General features: G+C 53.3%; 15 protein-coding genes. 10 read left to right on the top strand and 5 right to left on the bottom strand.

Going from position 1 to position 19946, the window contains the following annotated elements; translation table 11 throughout:
- Position 1: 1 nt before the first annotated feature.
- Positions 2-733, bottom strand: a complete 732-nt coding sequence (locus MHN33_RS05295; protein ID WP_239396845.1) for an ABC transporter ATP-binding protein — start codon at positions 731-733, stop codon at positions 2-4.
- Between the two features lie 25 nt (positions 734-758).
- Entirely contained in the window at positions 759-2036 is a 1278-nt protein-coding gene (locus MHN33_RS05290) for an HlyD family efflux transporter periplasmic adaptor subunit (RefSeq protein ID WP_239396843.1), read from the bottom strand.
- 176 nt (positions 2037-2212) lie between these two features.
- Between MHN33_RS05290 and MHN33_RS05285 the strand changes: the two genes are divergently transcribed.
- From MHN33_RS05285 to MHN33_RS05255, 7 genes are all read left to right on the top strand, one after another.
- Positions 2213-2902 (top strand): response regulator transcription factor, encoded by a 690-nt coding sequence (locus MHN33_RS05285; RefSeq protein WP_239396841.1) that lies wholly within the window; start codon positions 2213-2215, stop codon positions 2900-2902.
- 34 nt (positions 2903-2936) lie between these two features.
- Entirely contained in the window at positions 2937-4760 is a 1824-nt protein-coding gene (locus MHN33_RS05280; RefSeq protein ID WP_239396839.1) for a HAMP domain-containing sensor histidine kinase, read from the top strand.
- A 173-nt stretch (positions 4761-4933) separates the two neighbouring features.
- Positions 4934-5791, top strand: coding sequence for a MipA/OmpV family protein (locus tag MHN33_RS05275; RefSeq protein ID WP_239396837.1), 858 nt, complete (start codon positions 4934-4936; stop codon positions 5789-5791).
- Positions 5792-5801: 10 nt separating this feature from the next.
- Positions 5802-6188 carry a DUF3019 domain-containing protein gene (locus tag MHN33_RS05270; protein ID WP_239396835.1) on the top strand — a complete coding sequence of 129 codons (387 nt, stop codon included), beginning with the start codon at positions 5802-5804 and terminating at the stop codon, positions 6186-6188.
- Positions 6188-6907, top strand: a complete 720-nt coding sequence (locus MHN33_RS05265; protein ID WP_239396833.1) for a response regulator transcription factor — start codon at positions 6188-6190, stop codon at positions 6905-6907. Before MHN33_RS05270 ends, MHN33_RS05265 begins: the two co-directional genes overlap by 1 nt.
- Positions 6907-8184: an ATP-binding protein gene (locus MHN33_RS05260; RefSeq protein WP_239396831.1), complete on the top strand. Its 1278-nt coding sequence runs from the start codon at positions 6907-6909 to the stop codon at positions 8182-8184. Before MHN33_RS05265 ends, MHN33_RS05260 begins: the two co-directional genes overlap by 1 nt.
- A gap of 117 nt (positions 8185-8301) precedes the next feature.
- Complete coding sequence (locus MHN33_RS05255) at positions 8302-10494, top strand: TonB-dependent receptor (protein WP_239396818.1); 2193 nt, start codon at positions 8302-8304, stop codon at positions 10492-10494.
- A 12-nt stretch (positions 10495-10506) separates the two neighbouring features.
- On the opposite strand, the gene MHN33_RS05250 is transcribed toward MHN33_RS05255, so the two are convergent.
- The gene (locus MHN33_RS05250) at positions 10507-11838 is read right to left on the bottom strand and encodes an ATP-binding protein (RefSeq protein WP_239396816.1); all 1332 of its coding nucleotides are present in this window, start codon (positions 11836-11838) and stop codon (positions 10507-10509) included.
- A 9-nt stretch (positions 11839-11847) separates the two neighbouring features.
- Entirely contained in the window at positions 11848-13251 is a 1404-nt protein-coding gene (locus MHN33_RS05245) for a sigma-54 dependent transcriptional regulator (protein WP_239396805.1), read from the bottom strand.
- A gap of 232 nt (positions 13252-13483) precedes the next feature.
- Here MHN33_RS05245 and MHN33_RS05240 point away from each other — a divergent pair, with 232 nt between their 5' ends.
- From MHN33_RS05240 to MHN33_RS05230, 3 genes are read left to right on the top strand one after another with little or no spacing between them, the layout of a single operon-like run.
- Positions 13484-14731, top strand: coding sequence for an HlyD family efflux transporter periplasmic adaptor subunit (locus MHN33_RS05240; RefSeq protein WP_239396803.1), 1248 nt, complete (start codon positions 13484-13486; stop codon positions 14729-14731).
- A gap of 33 nt (positions 14732-14764) precedes the next feature.
- Positions 14765-15457, top strand: a complete 693-nt coding sequence (locus tag MHN33_RS05235) for an ABC transporter ATP-binding protein (RefSeq protein WP_239396801.1) — start codon at positions 14765-14767, stop codon at positions 15455-15457.
- Between the two features lie 28 nt (positions 15458-15485).
- Positions 15486-17897, top strand: a complete 2412-nt coding sequence (locus tag MHN33_RS05230; protein ID WP_239396799.1) for an ABC transporter permease — start codon at positions 15486-15488, stop codon at positions 17895-17897.
- A 58-nt stretch (positions 17898-17955) separates the two neighbouring features.
- On the opposite strand, the gene MHN33_RS05225 is transcribed toward MHN33_RS05230, so the two are convergent.
- Positions 17956-19599 (bottom strand): MBL fold metallo-hydrolase, encoded by a 1644-nt coding sequence (locus MHN33_RS05225; RefSeq protein ID WP_239396790.1) that lies wholly within the window; start codon positions 19597-19599, stop codon positions 17956-17958.
- Positions 19600-19946 lie beyond the last annotated feature (347 nt).

Below are 19946 nucleotides of genomic sequence, written 5' to 3'. Positions count from 1 at the left end.
ACTACACTGCAAGGGCAGCACGGGCAGACGTGGGACTGTCCGACACAATTGCGCCGTCCTTCATTTCGATGATCCGCCCGGTACGTAATGCCGATGACATATCGTGGGTTACCATGCAAATCGTCGCGCCGTTATGGTGCAGGGTATCTAACAGTGCCATCACAGCTGCGGCATTTTTGGAATCCAGGTTGCCCGTTGGTTCATCCGCTAAAATAATCGCAGGCTCCCCGGCAATGGCCCGCGCGATGGCCACCCGTTGCTGTTGCCCCCCAGATAACTGAGCAGGAAAATGACCGGCGCGGTGAACCATCTCCACCTGCTCAAGTGCCGCCGCGACACGTGCACGTCGCTGCTCCCGGCTCAGGTCCTGACGATATGTCAGTGGTAAGGCCACGTTATCCTCAACATTCAAGTCACTGATCAAATTAAATGCCTGAAAAATGAACCCAATTTCCTTGTTCCGGATCCGTGCGCGTTCATTTTTGTCTATCTGTGCGGCATCGTGCCCTGCCAGCCAGTAGGTACCATCGGTCGGGGTATCCAACAAGCCAAGCTGAGCCAGCAAGGTCGACTTACCACAGCCGGATGGCCCTGTGATGGCAAGGTACTCCCCTTTTGAGATCCGCAAATTGATGTTGTTCAGCGCCCAGGTTTCAACATCATCGCTGACAAAGACTTTATTTAACTGGTTTAGCTCAACCAGCATTTCATGGTTTGGGTGTTGAGTTGACATACTCGGTGCTCCTGTAGAGTGAGGGCTAATACTGCGCAGAAAACGGCTGACTAAAGCGCACATTGCTGTGCTGCCAGTGTGACGTGTCCGACAAAATGATACGGGTGCCGACCGTCGCACCATGTTCAATTTCAATGTACTGACTGGACATGTGACCAAATGTCAGAGGCTGACGACTGGCCTGCTCGCCAGACTGATCCAGCAGGTAGAGGCTGGCCTGACTAAATCCACTGGCCATGACCGGGCGTTTAACAAACAAGGTATCAGCAAGCGTTGCTATCTCTATGACCCCATCCACACTCAAGGCCGGACGGACTTCTTTGGGCAGTGCTCCACTGAGCGCAACTTCCACCAGCACCGCGCTATCGCTGACGGCCGGATCAATGCGCTGTACAGCGCCATTGATCTGACTTGCCCGGGTATCCAGCACAACAGCCTGACCAATCTGTACATCTTTGATCTGGCTTTCCGGTACGCGCAGCTGGGCAACAAACTGATCATTTCTGGCCAGCATAGCCAGGTTACTCCCGGCACTGATCTGCTGTCCGGGCTCCAGAGGCATGGCCTGGACAATACTATCCATAGTGGCTATCACTGTAAGCCCATTCACCTGCTGTTCAATGCGCTCGACCTGTTTGCGCAAACTGTTGAGTCTTGCGTTACCAGCGCGTAACTGCGCTGCCAGGTTTTCGCGCCGCTTATCAAGGCGCTGCTGCTCAAGTAAAAAACGCTGGCGAAACTGGGCCACATTGATTTTGACTTCTTCAAAATCAATCTTAGAGACGGCAACGATCCCCTGAGCCAGCAGCTTTTCCTGTGCAGCCAGGGTCAGTTCGGCGCGTTCCAGGTTTAGCTTTTCATCAATCACCGCAATTTCCTGGTCAAGCAAAGCAGACTCCAGCGTCACCTGCTCCGCGTGGATCTGTGCCTCCAGTGCCTGTAGCTGCCAACGCGCCTGTTCAAGCGACTCTTTCAGTTCAGGGTTACTCAGTTGCAGCAGTACATCCCCCTGTTTTACCTGCGCACCGGCTTTCTTAAATACCTGTTCCACCCGGCCATCTACCGGGGTCGTTATCCAGCGGATCTGAGCGGGTACCAGCACGCCGCTGCCTCGTACCGTGACTTTTAGCTCGCCCCGGCGAACGGTATCAATCAACAACGGGGCTTTATCTACCAGGTTGGTCGCGCTAGTATGGCGGTTAAAAAACACAGCCAGGCTGGCCATCACAACCAAGCCCAGTGCACTCATCGCTTTGCCTCTATGTCTTAACAGGGGGCTTTTCTTCGTTCTCACTATATCCATGGTGACTTCTCCAACGGGACGATGCACTCTACTTTAGTGGGCGTATGGGCGTGACAACAGGCAGGCTATGTAAAATAAAACGGCGCAGGTTTTACAAAAGTTTACGTGCGCTTTGGCGCCGGACCAGCTAGATTTTTCACATCACTGGCCGCGACTAAAAAGGGAATAACAACAAGATGAAGCCCACCCTGCTGATCGTAGAAGATGAACCAGCCATCCTGCGTGGTCTGACCGATTTATTTGTCTTTCATGGCTATGACGTCGACAGTGAAATGGACGGTGCACAAGGCCTTAAGCGTGCACAACAGAACGACTATGCCTGTATTTTGCTGGATGTCATGTTGCCATCAATGAGCGGCTTTGAGATCTGCGAAGCGCTCAGACAAACCTCTGCAACGCAACCCATTATGATGTTGACGGCCAAAAGCACTGAGCAGGACATTATCAATGGCCTGAGCCTCGGCGCCGATGACTATGTGGCCAAACCCTTTTCAACCTCGGAACTGGTGTTGCGCGTCAATGCGCTGGTACGCCGCTCGGGCTGGAGCCAGCATGACGGAGAGCTGATCCTGAGCAAAGACGTCAGTGTTTGTCCACACACACTGACCGGAACATCTTATCAGCTGCCCGTAAAGTACACGCGTCGTGAGGTCAGTTTATTAAGTTACCTGCTACGTCAGAACAAACCCGTCAGCCGTGATGAGCTATTACATCAGGTTTGGGGCTATAAAACCGTGGGGGACATAGATACGCGTACGGTCGATATTCATATTGCCAAGTTGCGCAAAAAAATAGAGCAGGATCCTAAATCACCACGCCATCTGGTCACCCATCGTGGTGAAGGCTATCAATTGCACACTCAGTAACGGCATCGCGATGTGGTTTAAAAACACTCAACTAATGAGCTATCCACAACGCAGACAGCGACTGCGTTGGCAAGCCTATACCTTTTTACTATGCCTGTTATTACCACTGGGTATTGTGCTCTACTTTGGTTTTGCACAACTTAAACAGAACCAGCTTCACACTTATCAGGAACAGGCTCGCAATCTGATATTACAAATTGACCGCCAGATGTTTAAACGCCGATTGCTTACCGATGCGCTGCCAGTCAATGCATTTGACTACTATCAGGCGGTGTACAACCCACTCACCGACGCAACCCTGCAGATGCCCTCAGTGCTATCACATCTGGATCCTGCCAGACCAACGGCCACCCGCCCTATTCAGGGGTTGGTCGGTTATTTTCAGTTTGATGCGCAAGGCCGGTTCAACAGTCCAATCTGGCCAGAGCCCCTGTCGGATAAAGACATTGCGAAGCCTGGTTCAGAGCAAAAGAAAGCCTCACCCGAGTTACAACAGCGTTACGATCGGGCAAAATTTATATACCAGATCCTGGCGAAATCCGAAGCATTACAGAGTAAGCTGTCGCAAGGGTTAAGCAAAGAAAGCGGCCTGTACCAGCTGTGGTTTGATGTGCCTGGTTACTTTATTTTCTATCGTCTGCCCAAAGTTGGCGCGCAGCGCAAGTTACAAGGTTACCTGGTCAGGCGAGAGCCTTATTTACTGAATCTTGTCAGTGAGTATCTGAGCCAAAGTCAGTTTAACCTCCCGGTTCTACTGACGCTGGATGCAAATAGTTCAAGCGGCTCCAACACATTGTATAACGCAATGGCAGCTCAGCCGGAGCCTGTGCATTTTTTATTTACCCGTTCTCAGTCATCTGCTCGCCGCCTGGCGCAAACCGAGATCCCCGCAGAGCTGCATGAACAGTTCATATATAGCAGCCCCCTGCGCTGGCCATTTAACAACTTCACACTGCACTTTACGACCCATTCTTTGCCAATGAGTCCGACCATGTTGTACAGCAGTGTGTTTGCCCTGTTGCTGATATTGACGATTCTCGGTGCTTGTTACGGATTTTATCGACTGAGTGTCAAGCAGCTGGCGCTTGCAGAGCAAAGAATGAATTTTGTGTCTTCGGTCAGCCATGAACTCAAAACCCCCCTGACCGCCATTCGTATGTATGCCGAAATGCTGCGCTCAGGTACTGTGGTCTCGTCGGATGCCCGGCAGGACTATTACGGCTTTATGCACAGTGAAAGTGAACGGCTAAGCCGTCTGATCGACAATATCCTGCTCCTGACACGGTTAAATCATCAAAATCAGGACGGGCTGAGCCAGGTTAATCCCGATTACGTGCCAGTCACTATGCTGGCCGATATTATTCGTTCAAAGACGTCAACCTTGTTAGATAAACACGCCTTTACCCTGAATATGGTCATTGAGTCTCCTTTGTCTGAGGAGACAGCCGTGTTAGTTGATCAGGATGCCTTCGCGCAGGTGGTGATTAACATTACTGAAAACGCCGTCAAGTTCTTTGCTGCCGAGGGCATCATCGACCCGGTACGCAGACAACTCGACATTACCTTTAGACGCAACGACCACAGTCGAGACAAACTGGAGTTGGAGTTCCGCGACTACGGTCCCGGTGTGTCGCAACAGCAATGTGATAAGCTATTTGAGTTATTTTATCGGGGAGGCAATGAACTAACCCGCACGACTCAGGGAACCGGGATTGGCCTGGCGCTGGTCGCACAACTGATCAGTGCTCAGCAAGGCCAGATAACAGCCCACCGGATGACACCAGGCCTGGCGCTAAGGCTGACCTTACAGACTCAACCTGTGACCGATGCGATGCCCGAGCCGGCGGTCCTGAAATAAGCACACGGTGTGCGTTATAACCCAGAATGGCAATTTCGAGGGATAGACGTATGTCCCTAAATTATATATAACCTGCGCTACACTTTGATACATTTTGGTAGTGACTGTTACGGTTTTCCCCTCAGCTGCTCGCTAAGCTGTTCGTATCAAATGTGACCACAGGAATAAAAACAATGAACAAGGTAATGATACGTACCCTGGCAGGCTGCTTGTCTCTGACCGGGCTGATAAGTCAAACACTACAGGCGGCAGAGTCACCACAGGACCCACACACCGAGAGCAAAGGGTTTATCGCGGTTGGCGTTGGCGCTTTTGCCGGACAAGGCCCATTTGGCGATGCCAGTGCGGGCTTGGGTTACTTTATCAATGGTGCCTATGAATGGGATAACGGGCTGTTTGTTGAAGTCCCGGGCGGGCCCAATAATATTCTCGGCAGCACCAGCGTGGGCTACAACTTGTATCGCAACGCACACTGGGATGTGGATTTTCTGGCCTCATCGGCACACTCAGGTGCCGATACCAAATACATTCAACAGGACGGCTCCGAGCTACGTTTTACAAAAAATCCGACTAATTATCTGGGTGTCCGTTTTCGTGGGATCTGGTCCGGGTTACGATTTCAGTTAATTGCCACCCCGAAACTGAGTGATGACCGGGGTGCTTACATGAGTTCGCAGATCAGTAAACACTGGACAATAAAAAACTGGCATGTGTTCAGTGCTTACCGGGTTAATTATCTGTCAGGTGATATGCTGAATTACTATTATGGCGTCAACAACACAGAGAATAACAGTAATAACCGGATCAGCGGGTTGCCCGAGTACATCGCCAGTAGCGGCTTATCTCACAGCCTGCACCTCGGCGTCACCTATCCGCTCACTGAGCACTGGCTGTTTGATGCCTCTTTACGCTACTACCATACCCCCAGCGCCATTGTCGATAGCCCAATCATACAGAGTAATCTGGCACGAGGTGATAATCGCAGTCGCAACGCGCTGGGATTAGGTCTGTCCGTCAGCTATGTTTTTTAGGGGGCCGATAATGCATAAATTTATCTTCACCTTAGCCTTTACTGGCATAACCCTAGTCCATTACCCGGCCGATGCGAGTACGCCGGTGACACTGACACTGAGCCCGCAACAATGTGTCGCGCTGCACCAGGGTGAGTACTGCCATAGCGAACTGACACTCCACTGGCAAGCCGATACTCAGGGGCACTACTGCCTGACTCAATCCAATCGTGAACAACCGCTAAAATGTTGGCAAAAGACCACGGCAGGCACACTGACATTGGCGCTTAAATTCAACCAAAATGTACGCTTTGCCCTGCAAGATAACCAGCAAAACACGCTGGCCAGCACCCAGTTAACCTATGCCTGGGTCTATAATAAAAGTAAAAACACACGCGTAAGATGGCGAATGTTCTGATGACAACAACACCAAATACACACCTGTTACTGATAGAGGATGACCACGAACTGGCACACTGGATCTGTGACTACCTGACGGAAAAGTCCTTTACCGTCAGCCTGTGCCATCGTGGCGATGCTGCTCCGCAGCAGATCCTGAACCTGAATCCGGATCTGGTCATTCTTGACGGCATGCTGCCCGGTTTGGATGGACTGGACGTTTGTAAACAGGTCAGGCCTCAGTATCCCGGTCCAATTCTGATGCTAACGGCACGAGATGAAGATATGGACGAAGTGCTGGGGCTGGAAATGGGTGCCGATGATTACCTCACCAAACCGGTGCGAGCACGGGTATTACTCGCCCGCATCCGTGCACTACTGCGTCGCCACGGCGCAACCAATGCTGAACCTGATGCCCCTCAGAATACTGCAAGTATCCAGATACAAGGCCTGTTAGTGGACAAAAGCGCCCGAACCGTGACCTTACAGGGCCAGACGATTGACGTTTCGTCCAAAGAGTTTGATTTACTCTGGCTGTTAGCCAAGTCAGCCGGCGAGCTGGTCACCCGGGACTTCCTCACCCAGTCGTTACGCGGATTTGAATACGATGGATTTGATCGCTCCATCGATTTGCGCATCTCACGGTTACGCAAAAAACTCGGTGACAACCCGGTTGCGCCCTTTCGCATCAAAACTGTCTGGGGGCAGGGGTATCAATTGGTTCGGGAAACCTGGTAATGCGTCATTTTGCCCTGTCACTGCTGCTGGCCATCGTGGTCATTTCCATTGCCACCAGCTGGCTGTTTGACCACCTCTACCAGGTTTTCACACCAATCCAGCAGCTACAACACACGCCTCAGACGCAGCTTGCGCACCTGGCTCGGGACATACATGCCCTGGTTGCTGCAACAGATTCGCCGCACTCTTTGCTGAACCACTGGCCTGCTCAGTCGCTTTTGCAGCCACAGATTGTCCCGGCAGCGGCATTCCCGCTCCCCGCAGCACTGCAAACTAAGTTACAAGCCAATGAACAGATCCAACTGGAAACCGATCAACATCGACTGTTTTTGCATCGACTGCCAAATACCCATGATTTGTTAGTCATTCGAAGCGACCAGGTAGCACCTCACAGTGGCCTGGCCTGGTGGCTGACGGGCTTGTTTTACGCGGCTGTCATGGCCTTGATACTGATCTGGCTGCTGCCCTTCTTACTGCGGCTGCTCAGACTACGTCGGGCTGCCCAGCAATTTGGTGCCGGCGACCTGTCGCAACGCCTACAGGTTGGATCTGTACTATATTTACGCGACCTGGAGCGTGATTTTAACCACATGGCTGAACGCATTGAGTACCTGGTGCAGGACGTCAAACTGCTCAGCGGTGCCATGTCACACGAGCTGCGCACACCATTGGCGCGGATCCGTCTCGGTATGGATACACTGGAAGAAACCACCGATCCCGACAAACGGCGTCACTATGAAGCCAGGATCAACCGCGATCTGGATACCCTCTCCAGGCTCATTGATACTTTGCTGAATTACGCCAGGTTGGATCAGACCATACATAACAGATCCAGTCAGCCGCTCGACTTGTGCCAGCTGATCAAAAAAACCTGCGCGGCGTTTGAAACGTCCTCACTGACAATCGACCTCATCCTCCCTGATACGCCCGTACAACTGAGCGGGGATGCCTTTTATCTCAGCACATTGCTCAATAACCTGCTGGGGAATGCGCAAAAATATGGCCGGGGACAAGTGCGGCTGGAGTTAACCTGCCAGGGCGAACACGCCATACTGGCAGTGCATGACAACGGCATGGGTATCTCCCCACCAGACGCTCTACATATTTTCAAGCCGTTTGTCCGCGCCACCAGCGCAATCAACACACAACGCAGTGGTTTCGGGCTTGGTCTGGCACTGGCACAGCGGATAGCGCAATGGCACCAGGGGGAACTCAGTGTCCGTGACTCGGATGCGCTGTCAGGCGCCTGTTTTACTTTGCAGCTCCCCCTGTTATGAGATGACAGCACCTTCGGGGCCAGACGAATAAGTTGCGCGCAATTGACAGAAGCACTGACACGGCTTTGATATCCTGAGCTACACTAAGTAAACATAAGTTTAATAATATGATTCTGAATGATAATACCCCATGCGCTGAAGGCCTGTCATGCGCTACTGCTGTGCTGTCTCTGGCTATTTGCTGCCACTATTCGAGCCACCGAGGAAACAGACCTATTCGAGTTGAGCCTCGATGAATTACTCAATGTCACCCTCAGTGGCTCGGCCGTGCGCGACCTGAACCTGGAGACCACCCCAGTCAGTGCCAATCCATTTAACCTGAGCACGCTATATCTGCCCTTCAGTATCGATGTCATCGAACGTAAAACCATGCGTGCGCGCGGCCTGACCTCAGTGACCGGCGCAGTCGAGAACCTGGTGGGCGTCATATCGGGCGAGTCACCCGCCGAGCCTTCGAGCTTTGCCATGCGTGGCTATATTCGCGATTCTGTCTCTGTAGTGCGCGATGGCATTAAACTCGGCCCGGTTTCGATGACCATGCGCCCCCACAATACCTTTAACCTGCAACAAATCGAGGTCGTCAAAGGGCCAGCCACACTACAATTTGGCCAGGGCACCGCATCCGGTGTGATCAACATGATCACCCGTAAGCCGCAGCTGGACGCGCCAGTAAGCGGCGAAGCCTTTGTATCTCAGTCACGCTTTGACACCCGGGAATGGGGAGTAGGGTTGAACCTGCCCATGTCGTCAAGCGCTGCTGCGCGGGTCGATGTGAATAAAACGCAGTCCGATGGCTGGGTTGCGCAGACTCAGTCTCATTCTCTCAATGCGACAGCATCTCTGCTCTGGCAACCCACAGCGGACCTCAGCTGGCTGGTGAGCTTTGATTATCTGGAGGATGACCTCCCTGCTTACTGGGGTACCCCGTTAGTCCCGGTTGATGCAGCCAGGGATCCGGTCAGCGACATCGTCACCAGCACCGACGATCGGGTGCTGGATCTGCAAACTCGTTATCTCAACTACAATGTGGCAGACAGCCGCTCTGACTCCGAGCACCTGTGGTCGCGCCTGAGTGTCAACTGGCAGCTCACAGACGCGCTGTCGCTCAGCAATACGCTGTTCCATTTTAAAGCCGATCGCGCCTGGCAAAACGCCGAAAGCTATGTCTTTAACCCGGCCAGCGGATTGGTTGAGCGGGACCGTTTTTTTGTTTTTCACGACCACACCTTTTATGGCAATAAGTTTGAAGTGGTATATCGCCACAAAATCGCGAACCAGCCCCACCAGCTGGCCTTTGGCGCGGAATTTAAAGCCACCGACTTTAGCCGCGAAAGGGGCTTTCCCGAGGGCGACAGCGTCTCTTTATTTGCCCCCGTTGCCGGTCAGTTCGGCACCTTAGACAAACACCTCAGCCCAACCGACATTCGCCAGTGGGGCATCTATCTTAACAATACCCTGTCCGTCACCCCGGGCTGGCGTCTGTTTGGCGGGCTGCGCCGCGACCACATCCGGCTGGACCGGGACAATTATGACGTATCTGGCAATTTTCTTGCCGATGACAGTTTTGAACGCACCTTTACGCCACTTGCCTATCAGCTGGGCACCAGCTATCAACTCAGCGAATCGCTTAGCGCGTATGCCCACTGGAGCACCGGACACGACCCTGTGGGATCTAATATTTACCTGGTCAATGCCAATGAGAACTTTGATTTCACCGATATTCGTCAGTACGAATTTGGCATCAAAGCACTACTGAGCGCATGGCAGAGCGAGCTGACCGTAGCCTGGTTCGATATCGCGCGGCGCAATATCCTGCTGCTCACATCCCACGATACCGTGGGCAACTCAGGGACTCATGTGGCAAGTGGACTGGAGCTGGCCATCACCAGCCAGCCAACCGAGCATTTTCGCTTGGGAGGTAATATTGCCTATACCGACGCCCGCTATGAATCCTTTGTCGATCCGGATTTTGGCGTCAATGCCAGCGGGCATATTCCACCGAATGTGCCTGAAATTGTGGCCAACGCCTGGTTTAGCTGGGATCAGATTATGGGCTTACCGCTGGAGATTGGCGGTGGTGTGCGCCATGTCAGTGACCGCTACGGTAACTTTCAAAATTCAGTGACCTTTGCACGCTATGAAACGGTTACCCTGTTCGCCGCCTATCAGTTTGAGCACGCCAGGATCAACCTCAATGTGCGCAACCTGCTAAACGAAGCCTATGTACCCTGGGCAGATATTTTTTACCCGGCGCAGGCTGCCATTGCCTCACCAAGAACCGTTGAGCTGAGCCTGCATATTAACTATTAGCGCGCACAAGGCTCAGCCAAACACACAACGAAAGCAGGCACCCTGAGGTTTTTGCAGATAGATAAGGTCGCCGCCATGACTGACCATGATCTGCCGCGACAGGCTCAGGCCAATACCCGAGCCCTGCTGTTTGGTGGTAAAAAAAGGCACAAACATCATATCCACCACATGGGGCTCCACACCCGGGCCATTATCGCGAACTTCCACATACACCTGCTGCGCGTCGTTCTGAGCCAGCGTCAGGTGAATAACCGGATCGCCTGTTTGTTGCGCGCTCCCCGGCTGTGTCTGTGCCATGGCCTGAATGGCATTCGTGAACAGATTGATCAACACCTGCTCAACCTGTCCGGGATCCAGCATTACTAACAGTTTAGTTGAGAACGTCAGCTCACAGCGGATCCCCGCCTCATCAAGCTGCTTTTTGTGCAGCACGACTAACCGCTCCAGCAAAGGTGCCAAAGCGGTGGGCTTCAGGCTCGGGCGCGGCAAACTGCTGAGCGCTCTGAAGCGGGTGATAAATTCCCCTAAATGCTCGGTACGGGCCGCCAATGTGTTCAGCGCCAAAACCAGGTCGTCTTTATCGTCCTCATCATCAAAACATAACGTATCGGGTAATAGCCCACGACAGGACTGAGCAATCGAGGACAAAGGGGTAATAGAATTAGCCACCTCATGAGTTAATACCCGGGTCAGACGCTTATAAGCCTGCTGCTCTTTGTTGATCAGTGCATTGTGGATGGATGTCAGTGTGATCACCTTGCGGATCTGGCCCTGAATTTGTGCCACGCTGATCTGCACCGACAAGGTATCCTGCTGCTCACCACGCTGCCAGGGCGCACTGGTTTTTAACTGGGTATCACAGCGCTGAATTAATTCGCCCAGGTGTTCAAGCTCCCGCACACAGCTTACCGGCTTACCCAGCAAGCGCGCCACTGCCGGATTGGATTCAATCACCTTACCGTCGTTATCACAAACCAGCACCGCCAGTTCAATGTGCAGCAATAAAGCCTGAAAAAACTGCGCCTGCTGCTCGGCTTTAAAACGCGCTGCCTGCAAGGTGTGGCGGATCTCGTCATACTCCTGATTGAGCGGATGGCTGGGGCCCAGCCGCAACGTGCTGTCGCCGTTTACCAGCGCCCGGATCACCGCCGTGCTTTGCCTTTGCTGCTGGCCAAACAGGGTAAACACCGCGCCCCCACACACGGCTATCAGCAACAACAATAACAACCAGCTGGCACTGAGCCCCCCCTGAAGATAATGCCCCGTTGCGCCGCTGACCAGCATGCACAAAACACCCAGCTGTATGGCCAACAACCAGCGGGGGTGGCGTTTCAGATTATGCATAACCAGACCCTACAAACCATATTTTTCCAGGCGCCGATACATGGCACCCCGGGTTAATCCCAGTGCTTTGGCGGCATGACTGACATTACCCTGATAATGCTTGAGCGCAGCGCGAATTGCCCGCTGCTCCAGCACCTCTAAATCGAATGTATCGTAATCGCCATCAGGGCCTTTGTCCGGCTCGCTCTGAGCCGCCGAATTTGCACCTAGCACTGAGCTGATATCCAGCCTGCCACCGTCAGACAGGATCACCGCGCGCTCAATGGCATGGGCCAGCTCGCGCACATTGCCAGGCCAGGTGTAGCCACACAGCGCGACCATATCCTGCTCAGCGATCTGCAATGTGCGTTTGTATTTGTGTGCAAAGTGCGTCAGATAATAGTTCACCAGCAACGGAATATCCTCGCTGCGCTCACGCAGCGGCGGCAGACGAATTTCGACAGTGTTAATACGATACAGCAGATCCTGCCTGAAACGCCCTTCATTAACCGCCTGTTGCAGGTTGTCGTTGGTTGCACAGATCAGCCGGATATCGACCCCGAGCGCTTTTGTGCCGCCCACCGGCGTTACACAGCGATTTTGTAGCGCTGCCAGCAAGGTGGCCTGCTGCTGTAAAGGCAGGTTCCCCAGCTCATCAAGAAACAGTGAGCCGCCACTGGCCAGTTCAAAGCGCCCTATTTTATCAGTTTTGGCGTCGGTAAACGCGCCCTTCTTATGGCCAAACAGCTCGCTTTCGAACAGGCTTTCGGAAATCGCCCCCATATCCAGGCTGATCATCGGCTGCGCTGAACGCAGACTGGCGCGATGAATGGCATGGGCGGCCAGCTCTTTACCTGTGCCACTCTCCCCGGTGATCAGAATATTGGCATCTGACTGAGCCGCTTTGTCTATGGTGGCAAACACCTGCTGCATGGCCGCACTTTGGCCCAGAAAATCAAACGCCGGGCCCGTTGAAGATTCAGTTAAGGCCTGATTGAGCCCCTGCGTCTGGCGGGTCAGCTTACCCAGCTGCTGCTTATCTTTAGCATGGGCAAATGCCGCCGCTACGGCGCCTAGCAACTGCTCGTTTTGCCAGGGCTTAGCAATAAAGTCCGCCGCCCCGGCCTTGATGGCATCGACCGCCAGCTGAATATCGCCATAGGCAGTCATCAGTAGTATCACAATACTGGGGTCCTGGTGGATGATTTTCTTCAGCCAGTAAAACCCTTCCTGACCGCTAATGGCATCGCGATTAAAGTTCATGTCCAGCAGGATCACTTCAATGCCATGGGCCTTGACCATGTCTTCTATATCGAACGGGTTGTCGGTGGTTTTTACGACCTGGTAGTGTTGTTTGAGCAGCAGCCTTGCCGCAATCAGAATATCCGGATTATCGTCCACCACTAAAATGGTCCCGGGTTGTTTTGCACTCACACGCTGTCCCTGTTTTATTTTTATTTGCCTGCTAGCTTAGCGCATTGCACATGGATGTGTCCATTTATGGGCAGTTGCACAAACAGCACTGTTCTATTAGCGGACACTTGTGCTCAGCACCCTCTTACAAAAACCCAATAACCAACTGTATTTATTGATTTTTAACTTTTGGCACGCCGCTTGATTAACTGAGTACATATACCTGCAAAGAATCGACAACAGGAGTGGCACTATGGATAAGAAAATTGAACGTTCAGGATTACAAAAACACCTGAAAACGGGCGTGGCCGTCGGTCTGATACTGGCCACCGCTCTGGCCTATGCCTTTACCCAACCCGGCAGCACCGGGCGCAGTCAGACGGTGGCGCTTAACAGCCTGACCATCAGCACCGTACAGCAAGGCCAGTTTATTGATGCGCTGAGTCTGCGCGGCCAGGTGGTACCAAAAACCACCATCTACCTCGACACCGTGGCAGGCGGGCGGGTTGAAGAGCGTCTGGTTGAGCAGGGCGAGTATGTTGAACAGGGGCAGCCACTGGTGCGCCTGAGTAACACTAACCTGCAACTGGATGTGATGAGCCGCGAAGCCCAGGTGACCGAGCAGCTTAACTTTTTGCGTAACACACAAATGAACATGGAAACCAGTCGCCTCAATCTGCGTCGCGACCTGCTGGAAATAGAGCTGCAGATCAACCATCTGAAAAGGCGCTACACGCAGTCGGTTAAGCTGGCCGAAAAAGGCGTGCTGGCGCAGGACACCCTGGATGAAATAAAAGACGATCTCGCTTACTACCAGGCCCGCAAGGAGCTGACACTGGATCGCCAGAAGCAGGAAAACACCATACGTGAGGTGCAGGTTGCCCAGCTCGAAGACAGCGCCGAGATGCTGCAAAAGAACCTTAAGTTTGCCCGCCACAATCTGGACAATCTGCTGATCAAAGCGCCGGTCTCTGGCTATCTGAGTGAGCTGGACGTTGAAATTGGCGAATCGAAAGAGCGTGGCGCACGCCTCGGTCAGATAGATATCCCCGACGAATACAAACTCACAGTGCGTCTCGATGAGTTTTATCTGAACCAGGTGCACAGCGGCATGGCGGTACAGGTCTCGCTGGGCAGCGAGCAGGTTAACGCGCGGGTGAGCAAAATTGACAGCCGGGTCACCAACGCGCAGTTTCAGGTTGAAGTGGCACTGCCTGCGGGGCTGGCTGGCATCAAGCGCGGTCAGAACCTGGATGTCGCGCTGATGCTGGGAGACAGCAATAACAATGCCCTGCTGATCAACCGCGGCGCGTTTTATACCAGCAGCGGCGGTAACTGGGTTTATGTGCTGGCGGGTGACCGTGCGGTGCGCAAAGACATAGTACTGGGCAAGAAAAACCGCGATTACTTTGAAATATTAGAAGGACTGGCACCGGGCGATCAGGTGATCACCTCCAGCTACAGCCAGTTTGATAAAGCACAGACATTACAACTGAACTAGAACCAGAATAACAACAGCCTGAAGGAATTGAAGATGATTAAACTAACCAACCTAAGCCGGGTATTTCGTACCGAAGACGTAGAAACCACAGCGCTGAGCGAGATTAACCTACAGGTTAATGAAGGCGAGTTTCTGGCCATTATGGGCCCCTCGGGCTGCGGTAAATCAACCCTGCTGTCAATTTTGGGTATGCTCGACTCGCCCACTTCCGGCGCGTTTGAATTTGCCGGCACCGACATTGCCGGGTACAACGAAAAACGCCTTGCAGCGCTGCGTAAAGCCTCCATCGGCTTTGTTTTTCAGAGCTTTAATCTGATTGACGAGCTGACCGTATTCGAAAATGTCGAGCTGCCACTACAATACCAAAACATCTCTAAAGCCGAACGAAAACAACGTGTTGAGGCGATTTTAAAACGGGTTGCCATTGATCACCGCGCCGATCACCTGCCGCAGCAGTTATCGGGCGGTCAGCAACAGCGGGTGGCCGTTGCCCGGGCCCTGGTGATCAACCCCAAACTGATCCTGGCGGACGAGCCCACCGGTAACCTGGATTCCAGAAATGGCGAAGAAGTGATGGCCATGCTGCGAGAGCTGAACCGCGAAGGCACCACAGTGATTGTGGTCACCCACTCCGAAAAAGAAGGGGCTTATGCCGATCGCCTGGTAAGGCTGCTTGATGGCCAGGTAATGCTGGACAAAGCCAACAGTGTTTCGCCAGCCGCTTAACGCCCGGAATAAGAAGGAAGACCCCGTTATGTTAGTGAACTATTTTAAAACCACGCTCAGGGCGATTAAAAAAGACACCCGCCACTTTGCCCTGAATCTGGCTGGCTTTAGCATCGGCCTGGCGGCAGCCATAATGGTGGCGCTGTTTGGCGCCTATGAACTGTCTTTTGACAAGCAGCACCCCAATGCCGAGCGCGTCTACCGGGTGCATACCGACTACCGCGCCTGGGGCCTGCAACTGATCGCCGCGTCCGATTCACAGCATGCCCTGAACATGCAAAATCATGCTCAGGTGGAAGACGTGATGATGCTGGTTTCAACCGACAACCTGGCTTACTCGGCCGAGCCGATGGCGCTGGATGTCAGTGTGGCCGGAGAGCAGGTGCGCCTGAGCAAGGTCTATCTGGCGACGGACAATTTACCGGAGTTTATCTCTATGACGGTGTTGCACGGCGACCTCAACACCGCCCTGAGCCGACCGGGCCTGTTGGCCATCAGTCGCGCCGAGGCGCTACGCCTGTTTGGCAACATTGACGCGGTGGGAAAAACCCTGTCGTACCAGCGCGGTCAATACGAGATTGCCGCCGTCTTTGATGACTTACCGGACAACACCCACTTTGTGTTTGACACCCTCACAGCGCTGCCCAAAGCGACCAAAATGCCCTTTATCGGCTATGTTTATATGCGTCTGACTGAGGGCGCAGATGCAGCACTTATCGCTCAGCAGATGACAGAAACCATGCGCGCGCAATCGACCGGCCGGCGTAAACTCAGAGCACTGGAGCTTAGCCGCCTGTCGGAGCTGCACTTTAACAGCAGTGGTCCGTTTGAGATGAAACAAGGAGGCTCGCGCCTGGTGATGCAGGTGTGTATTGCGTTAACCATTTTGCTGCTGGTCATCGCCAGTGTGAACTTTATTAACCTCAACATTGCCGGTGCGGCAAAGCGCGCCAAAGAAGTGGGCGTGCGTAAAGCGTTGGGCGCCAGTAAAACACAATTGATCACCCAGTTTTTAACGGAGTCTTTGTTTATTGTTCTGATTGCCGCGCTGGTGGCGCTGGCGCTGGTGGAAATGATGATCCCCTACGCCAATCAATTGCTGGAGCGCAGCTTGTCATTGAGTTTTTCGCCGCTGTTTTTGGTGGCGGTCATGGCCGTGGTCGTGCTGATCGGGGTGATATCTGGTCTGTATCCTGCACTGTTCATTGCCTCGTTTAGTGCCAAACGGGTGCTCAGTGGCGATCTGCAACGTGGTAAAACCGCCATCTGGGTGCGCAAACTCACACTGGGGCTGCAAGGGGCCTTGTCTGTGGCGCTGATTGTGGCGGCTGCCGTGGTGTACCAGCAGATGGCATTGATCAACGACCTGCCAGTGGGGTATGCGAAAAACGACCGGCTGATCATCAAAAACCTGCCCGCAGAGGCACTGTATCAGGAAGCTCAGCCCCGGGTACTAAGAACTCTGAGCGCTTTGGATGGCGTTGCCCAGGTCACTCAGTCGGATACTTTGCTGACAAACGACATGACCTCAGAACTGTTTTTAGTGTTCCCAAATGGTGAGCGCCTGGAAGGCACGCAACCGACCATAGCCACAGGCTTTCATGCGGTTGAAACCCTGGGACTGGAGCTGATAGCCGGACGCGATTTTTCTCCTCAGTTTGCCAGTGACTGGATCCAGACCAGCGATGATAACATTCGGTCATTTTCCGTATTGCTGTCACAGAGCCTGGCAAAACAAGCCGGCTACGACGACCCCAGCGTGCTGATTGGTCAAACCCTCAGCTCACACTCGGGCCGCGCCCGCGCTACGGTAGTTGGCATTGTCAGAGACATCAAAATTGGCTCAGCGCGTCAGCAGCAACTCCCGGTATTACTGACCGCTGGCGATATCAATGTCGCCATTGGCACTTTGGTGATGAAGCTGCAACCCGGCGCAAACAAAGCGCAGGTGGTACGCCAGGCCGGGCAAATTATACGCGATGAGCTGGCGATGCCAGAGGTGGAGATCAGTCTGATTGAAGACGACTATCAGCGCGCTCATATCAATGAGTTCAGAATGCAGCAACTGGTGCTGCTGTTCAGCACGCTGTCGATTGTACTAACCTGCATGGGCATTTTAGGTTTGGCATCATTCGCTACCATTCGTCGGCAAAAAGAAGTGGCCGTACGCAAAGTGCTGGGGGCTTCTCGCATCAGCATAGTGACCATTTTATCCAGGGAGTTCATGAGTATCGTTGGCATTGGCGCTCTGCTGGCCATACCTGTGAGTTATTGGGTGATGAACACCTGGCTGAGCAACTTTAACGAACGCATTGAGCAGACCGCCTGGGTTTACGCCGCCGCCACGCTGGGCGTGCTGGCCATTACCTGGCTGACTGTGGCCTGTCTGGCTTTTAAAGCCGCCAGCACCCGTCCTTCATTGATACTCCGTTATGAGTAACCGCCCCGGTTAGCCACAACCAAGCGGCGCACTCGCCTACTCGTGTGCGCCGCTTTTCTTACTCGCCCTCAAATAAACGCTGCAACAATACCGGGCGCTCCGTGCGTGGCATTGCCATGGCGCGGTCGATATCGGCCTGACTCAGCACTCTGCCATGATGGGAAGACACATACCGAGCGACTTTAATACCCAGCTCGTTCAGCCTCTCCACCAGTCCATCAAGGCGATAATAGGTGTCGAGATCCGGCCAGCGTGCCGGTGAATGCAATGCCAGCTCAAAGCTGCTGCCGAACATATCCTCCGTCAGCAGAATCTGCGAGCGCGGCAGGTACACCACCAGATTGTGCGCGGCATGGCTGTTGGGCACATCCAGCAGGCGGATTTTTCCCCCGGCCAGGGTGTAAGACGCCGGGATAGATTCCATTCTGACGTGTGGGCCCAGCGCTTCCGCCACTGCGTTTTTGTCTGCCGGGTGCACCAGCAAGGTGGTGTTTTCAGCCAGCGTATCCCGCAGCCCTCTCAGGTGGTCGGTATGATGGTGCGTCACAATATGGTATTTCACGGGTTTGCTGAGTGAGGTGCTGTGCCTTAACCTGGCCAGAGCTTTTGCCCATGACCCGGTCCCGGCGCCAGCCTGTTCGTTCATCTGCCAGGTACCCGCCGAGATCAGATAATCACCAGCATCAACAAATAAGCTGTAGCCCCAATCCTGGCCGACAAAATAAACACCGCTTGCCAGCTCACGCACGGTCAGTTCAGAGACATCAAAAGGCGTTACCGCAGGTGCGCGCTGATACGCCGCTGGAGTCTGGAACGACGCATCCACAGGCTTACCGACCGTGACAGTGCGTGCTTTACTGTGATACTGCGGGCCATCCGCGGTGCTGACAAGCACGTGTGATGCCCAGCGAATGGCCCCGCTGTTGCGATGAGCCATAAAGTCATAAAAGCGCTTTTTGCCCTGCTGCTCGGTCATCATCCGGCTCAATAGCCCGTTGTTTTGGTTGAGATAAAGAGTGTGACTGGTTTGCGGGTTATCATCCAGCGGTACCGCTATCACATCGTGGGGTACACCCGCAATATACGCCGTATCCAGCCACTGGCTGGGTTGCTTAAGCTGCGCCAGCTTACGCACGATCAGGGTATCCAGCATGGCTTCATAGCCCAATGTGGTGTTGTCAAAGGTGATACGCGCCCTGGGTTGGTAACGTTGTAGTGCATGATCAATGCTCGTCCCTTGGTTGCCTGCAAACAACCGGTGGATCACTTCCGGTGCATTACTGCCATGACTGCCCACCCGGCGCGAATTAGCCTGTTTAAATACCTTACGCTGAGCGACAAAATCAATACGATAGTCATTTTGCAGCTCGCTTAAATAAGTGACCATGGGCCCCTGCAAAGCATGGCCGCTCAGCCATTGAGAATAGTGATACAAGGTTTCGCTGACCGAGATGCCCGGCAAGGTCTGTAAATGCTCACCACCATAAGCCGCTACCGTGCGTTCAATGATCTGTGCTTCGCGCGATTGCGCATGAACGAATGGAGATATCCCCATCATGGCAAGGGCGTACATCAGTACCAGAACGAATGGCCGCCTGGCACACAGGCTCAACCCTGGCTTAAGGTGCTCAGCCACACAGGCGAAATGATTGAAGACCTGTCCCAAAGGGTAAATAAAACGTTTGTTATTATTACAGTACATAGGCTTTGCGCTCTGTTGTTATTACTTGCCCGCCATTGAACCCAAAGGCACAGAGCAAGGCCACAAAGCCCCCCTAATGAAAAGCTGATGAATTGCTGAGGGGCAGTAATTGACCGATCCAACTTCTGAAAAAACAGCTAACCAACTGAATAAATTAGATAAGTTTTATATTCTTCGTTGTTCCAAGCTCTTTTCTACTTCGTCCCAGTCTCTTTACTCAGACAAATACCACCTCAAATCACTGCGCGCAGCAACACATTGTCACACATCACCGGACCAGATCCGCGCTTGTATACCTCGACAGACATAATATTGCGCCGTACACTCAATGCCGGATTCAGGCAGTA

This window comes from Pseudoalteromonas sp. OOF1S-7 (assembly GCF_022347765.1).
GTDB lineage: Bacteria > Pseudomonadota > Gammaproteobacteria > Enterobacterales > Alteromonadaceae > Pseudoalteromonas.
This window is presented reverse-complemented; position numbering and strand designations above follow the sequence as displayed.

Bases quoted from the DNA above. Each gene is read 5' to 3' on its own strand.
- MHN33_RS05255 (WP_239396818.1), top strand. From the start codon at position 8,302: ATGATAATACCCCATGCGCTGAAGGCCTGTCATGCGCTACTGCTGTGC.
- MHN33_RS05290 (WP_239396843.1), bottom strand. From the start codon at position 2,036: ATGGATATAGTGAGAACGAAGAAAAGCCCCCTGTTAAGACATAGAGGC.
- MHN33_RS05270 (WP_239396835.1), top strand. From the start codon at position 5,802: ATGCATAAATTTATCTTCACCTTAGCCTTTACTGGCATAACCCTAGTC.
- MHN33_RS05285 (WP_239396841.1), top strand. From the start codon at position 2,213: ATGAAGCCCACCCTGCTGATCGTAGAAGATGAACCAGCCATCCTGCGT.
- MHN33_RS05275 (WP_239396837.1), top strand. From the start codon at position 4,934: ATGAACAAGGTAATGATACGTACCCTGGCAGGCTGCTTGTCTCTGACC.
- MHN33_RS05225 (WP_239396790.1), bottom strand. From the start codon at position 19,599: ATGTACTGTAATAATAACAAACGTTTTATTTACCCTTTGGGACAGGTC.
- MHN33_RS05250 (WP_239396816.1), bottom strand. From the start codon at position 11,838: ATGCATAATCTGAAACGCCACCCCCGCTGGTTGTTGGCCATACAGCTG.
- MHN33_RS05230 (WP_239396799.1), top strand. From the start codon at position 15,486: ATGTTAGTGAACTATTTTAAAACCACGCTCAGGGCGATTAAAAAAGAC.
- MHN33_RS05260 (WP_239396831.1), top strand. From the start codon at position 6,907: ATGCGTCATTTTGCCCTGTCACTGCTGCTGGCCATCGTGGTCATTTCC.
- MHN33_RS05235 (WP_239396801.1), top strand. From the start codon at position 14,765: ATGATTAAACTAACCAACCTAAGCCGGGTATTTCGTACCGAAGACGTA.
- MHN33_RS05295 (WP_239396845.1), bottom strand. From the start codon at position 733: ATGTCAACTCAACACCCAAACCATGAAATGCTGGTTGAGCTAAACCAG.
- MHN33_RS05280 (WP_239396839.1), top strand. From the start codon at position 2,937: ATGAGCTATCCACAACGCAGACAGCGACTGCGTTGGCAAGCCTATACC.
- MHN33_RS05240 (WP_239396803.1), top strand. From the start codon at position 13,484: ATGGATAAGAAAATTGAACGTTCAGGATTACAAAAACACCTGAAAACG.
- MHN33_RS05265 (WP_239396833.1), top strand. From the start codon at position 6,188: ATGACAACAACACCAAATACACACCTGTTACTGATAGAGGATGACCAC.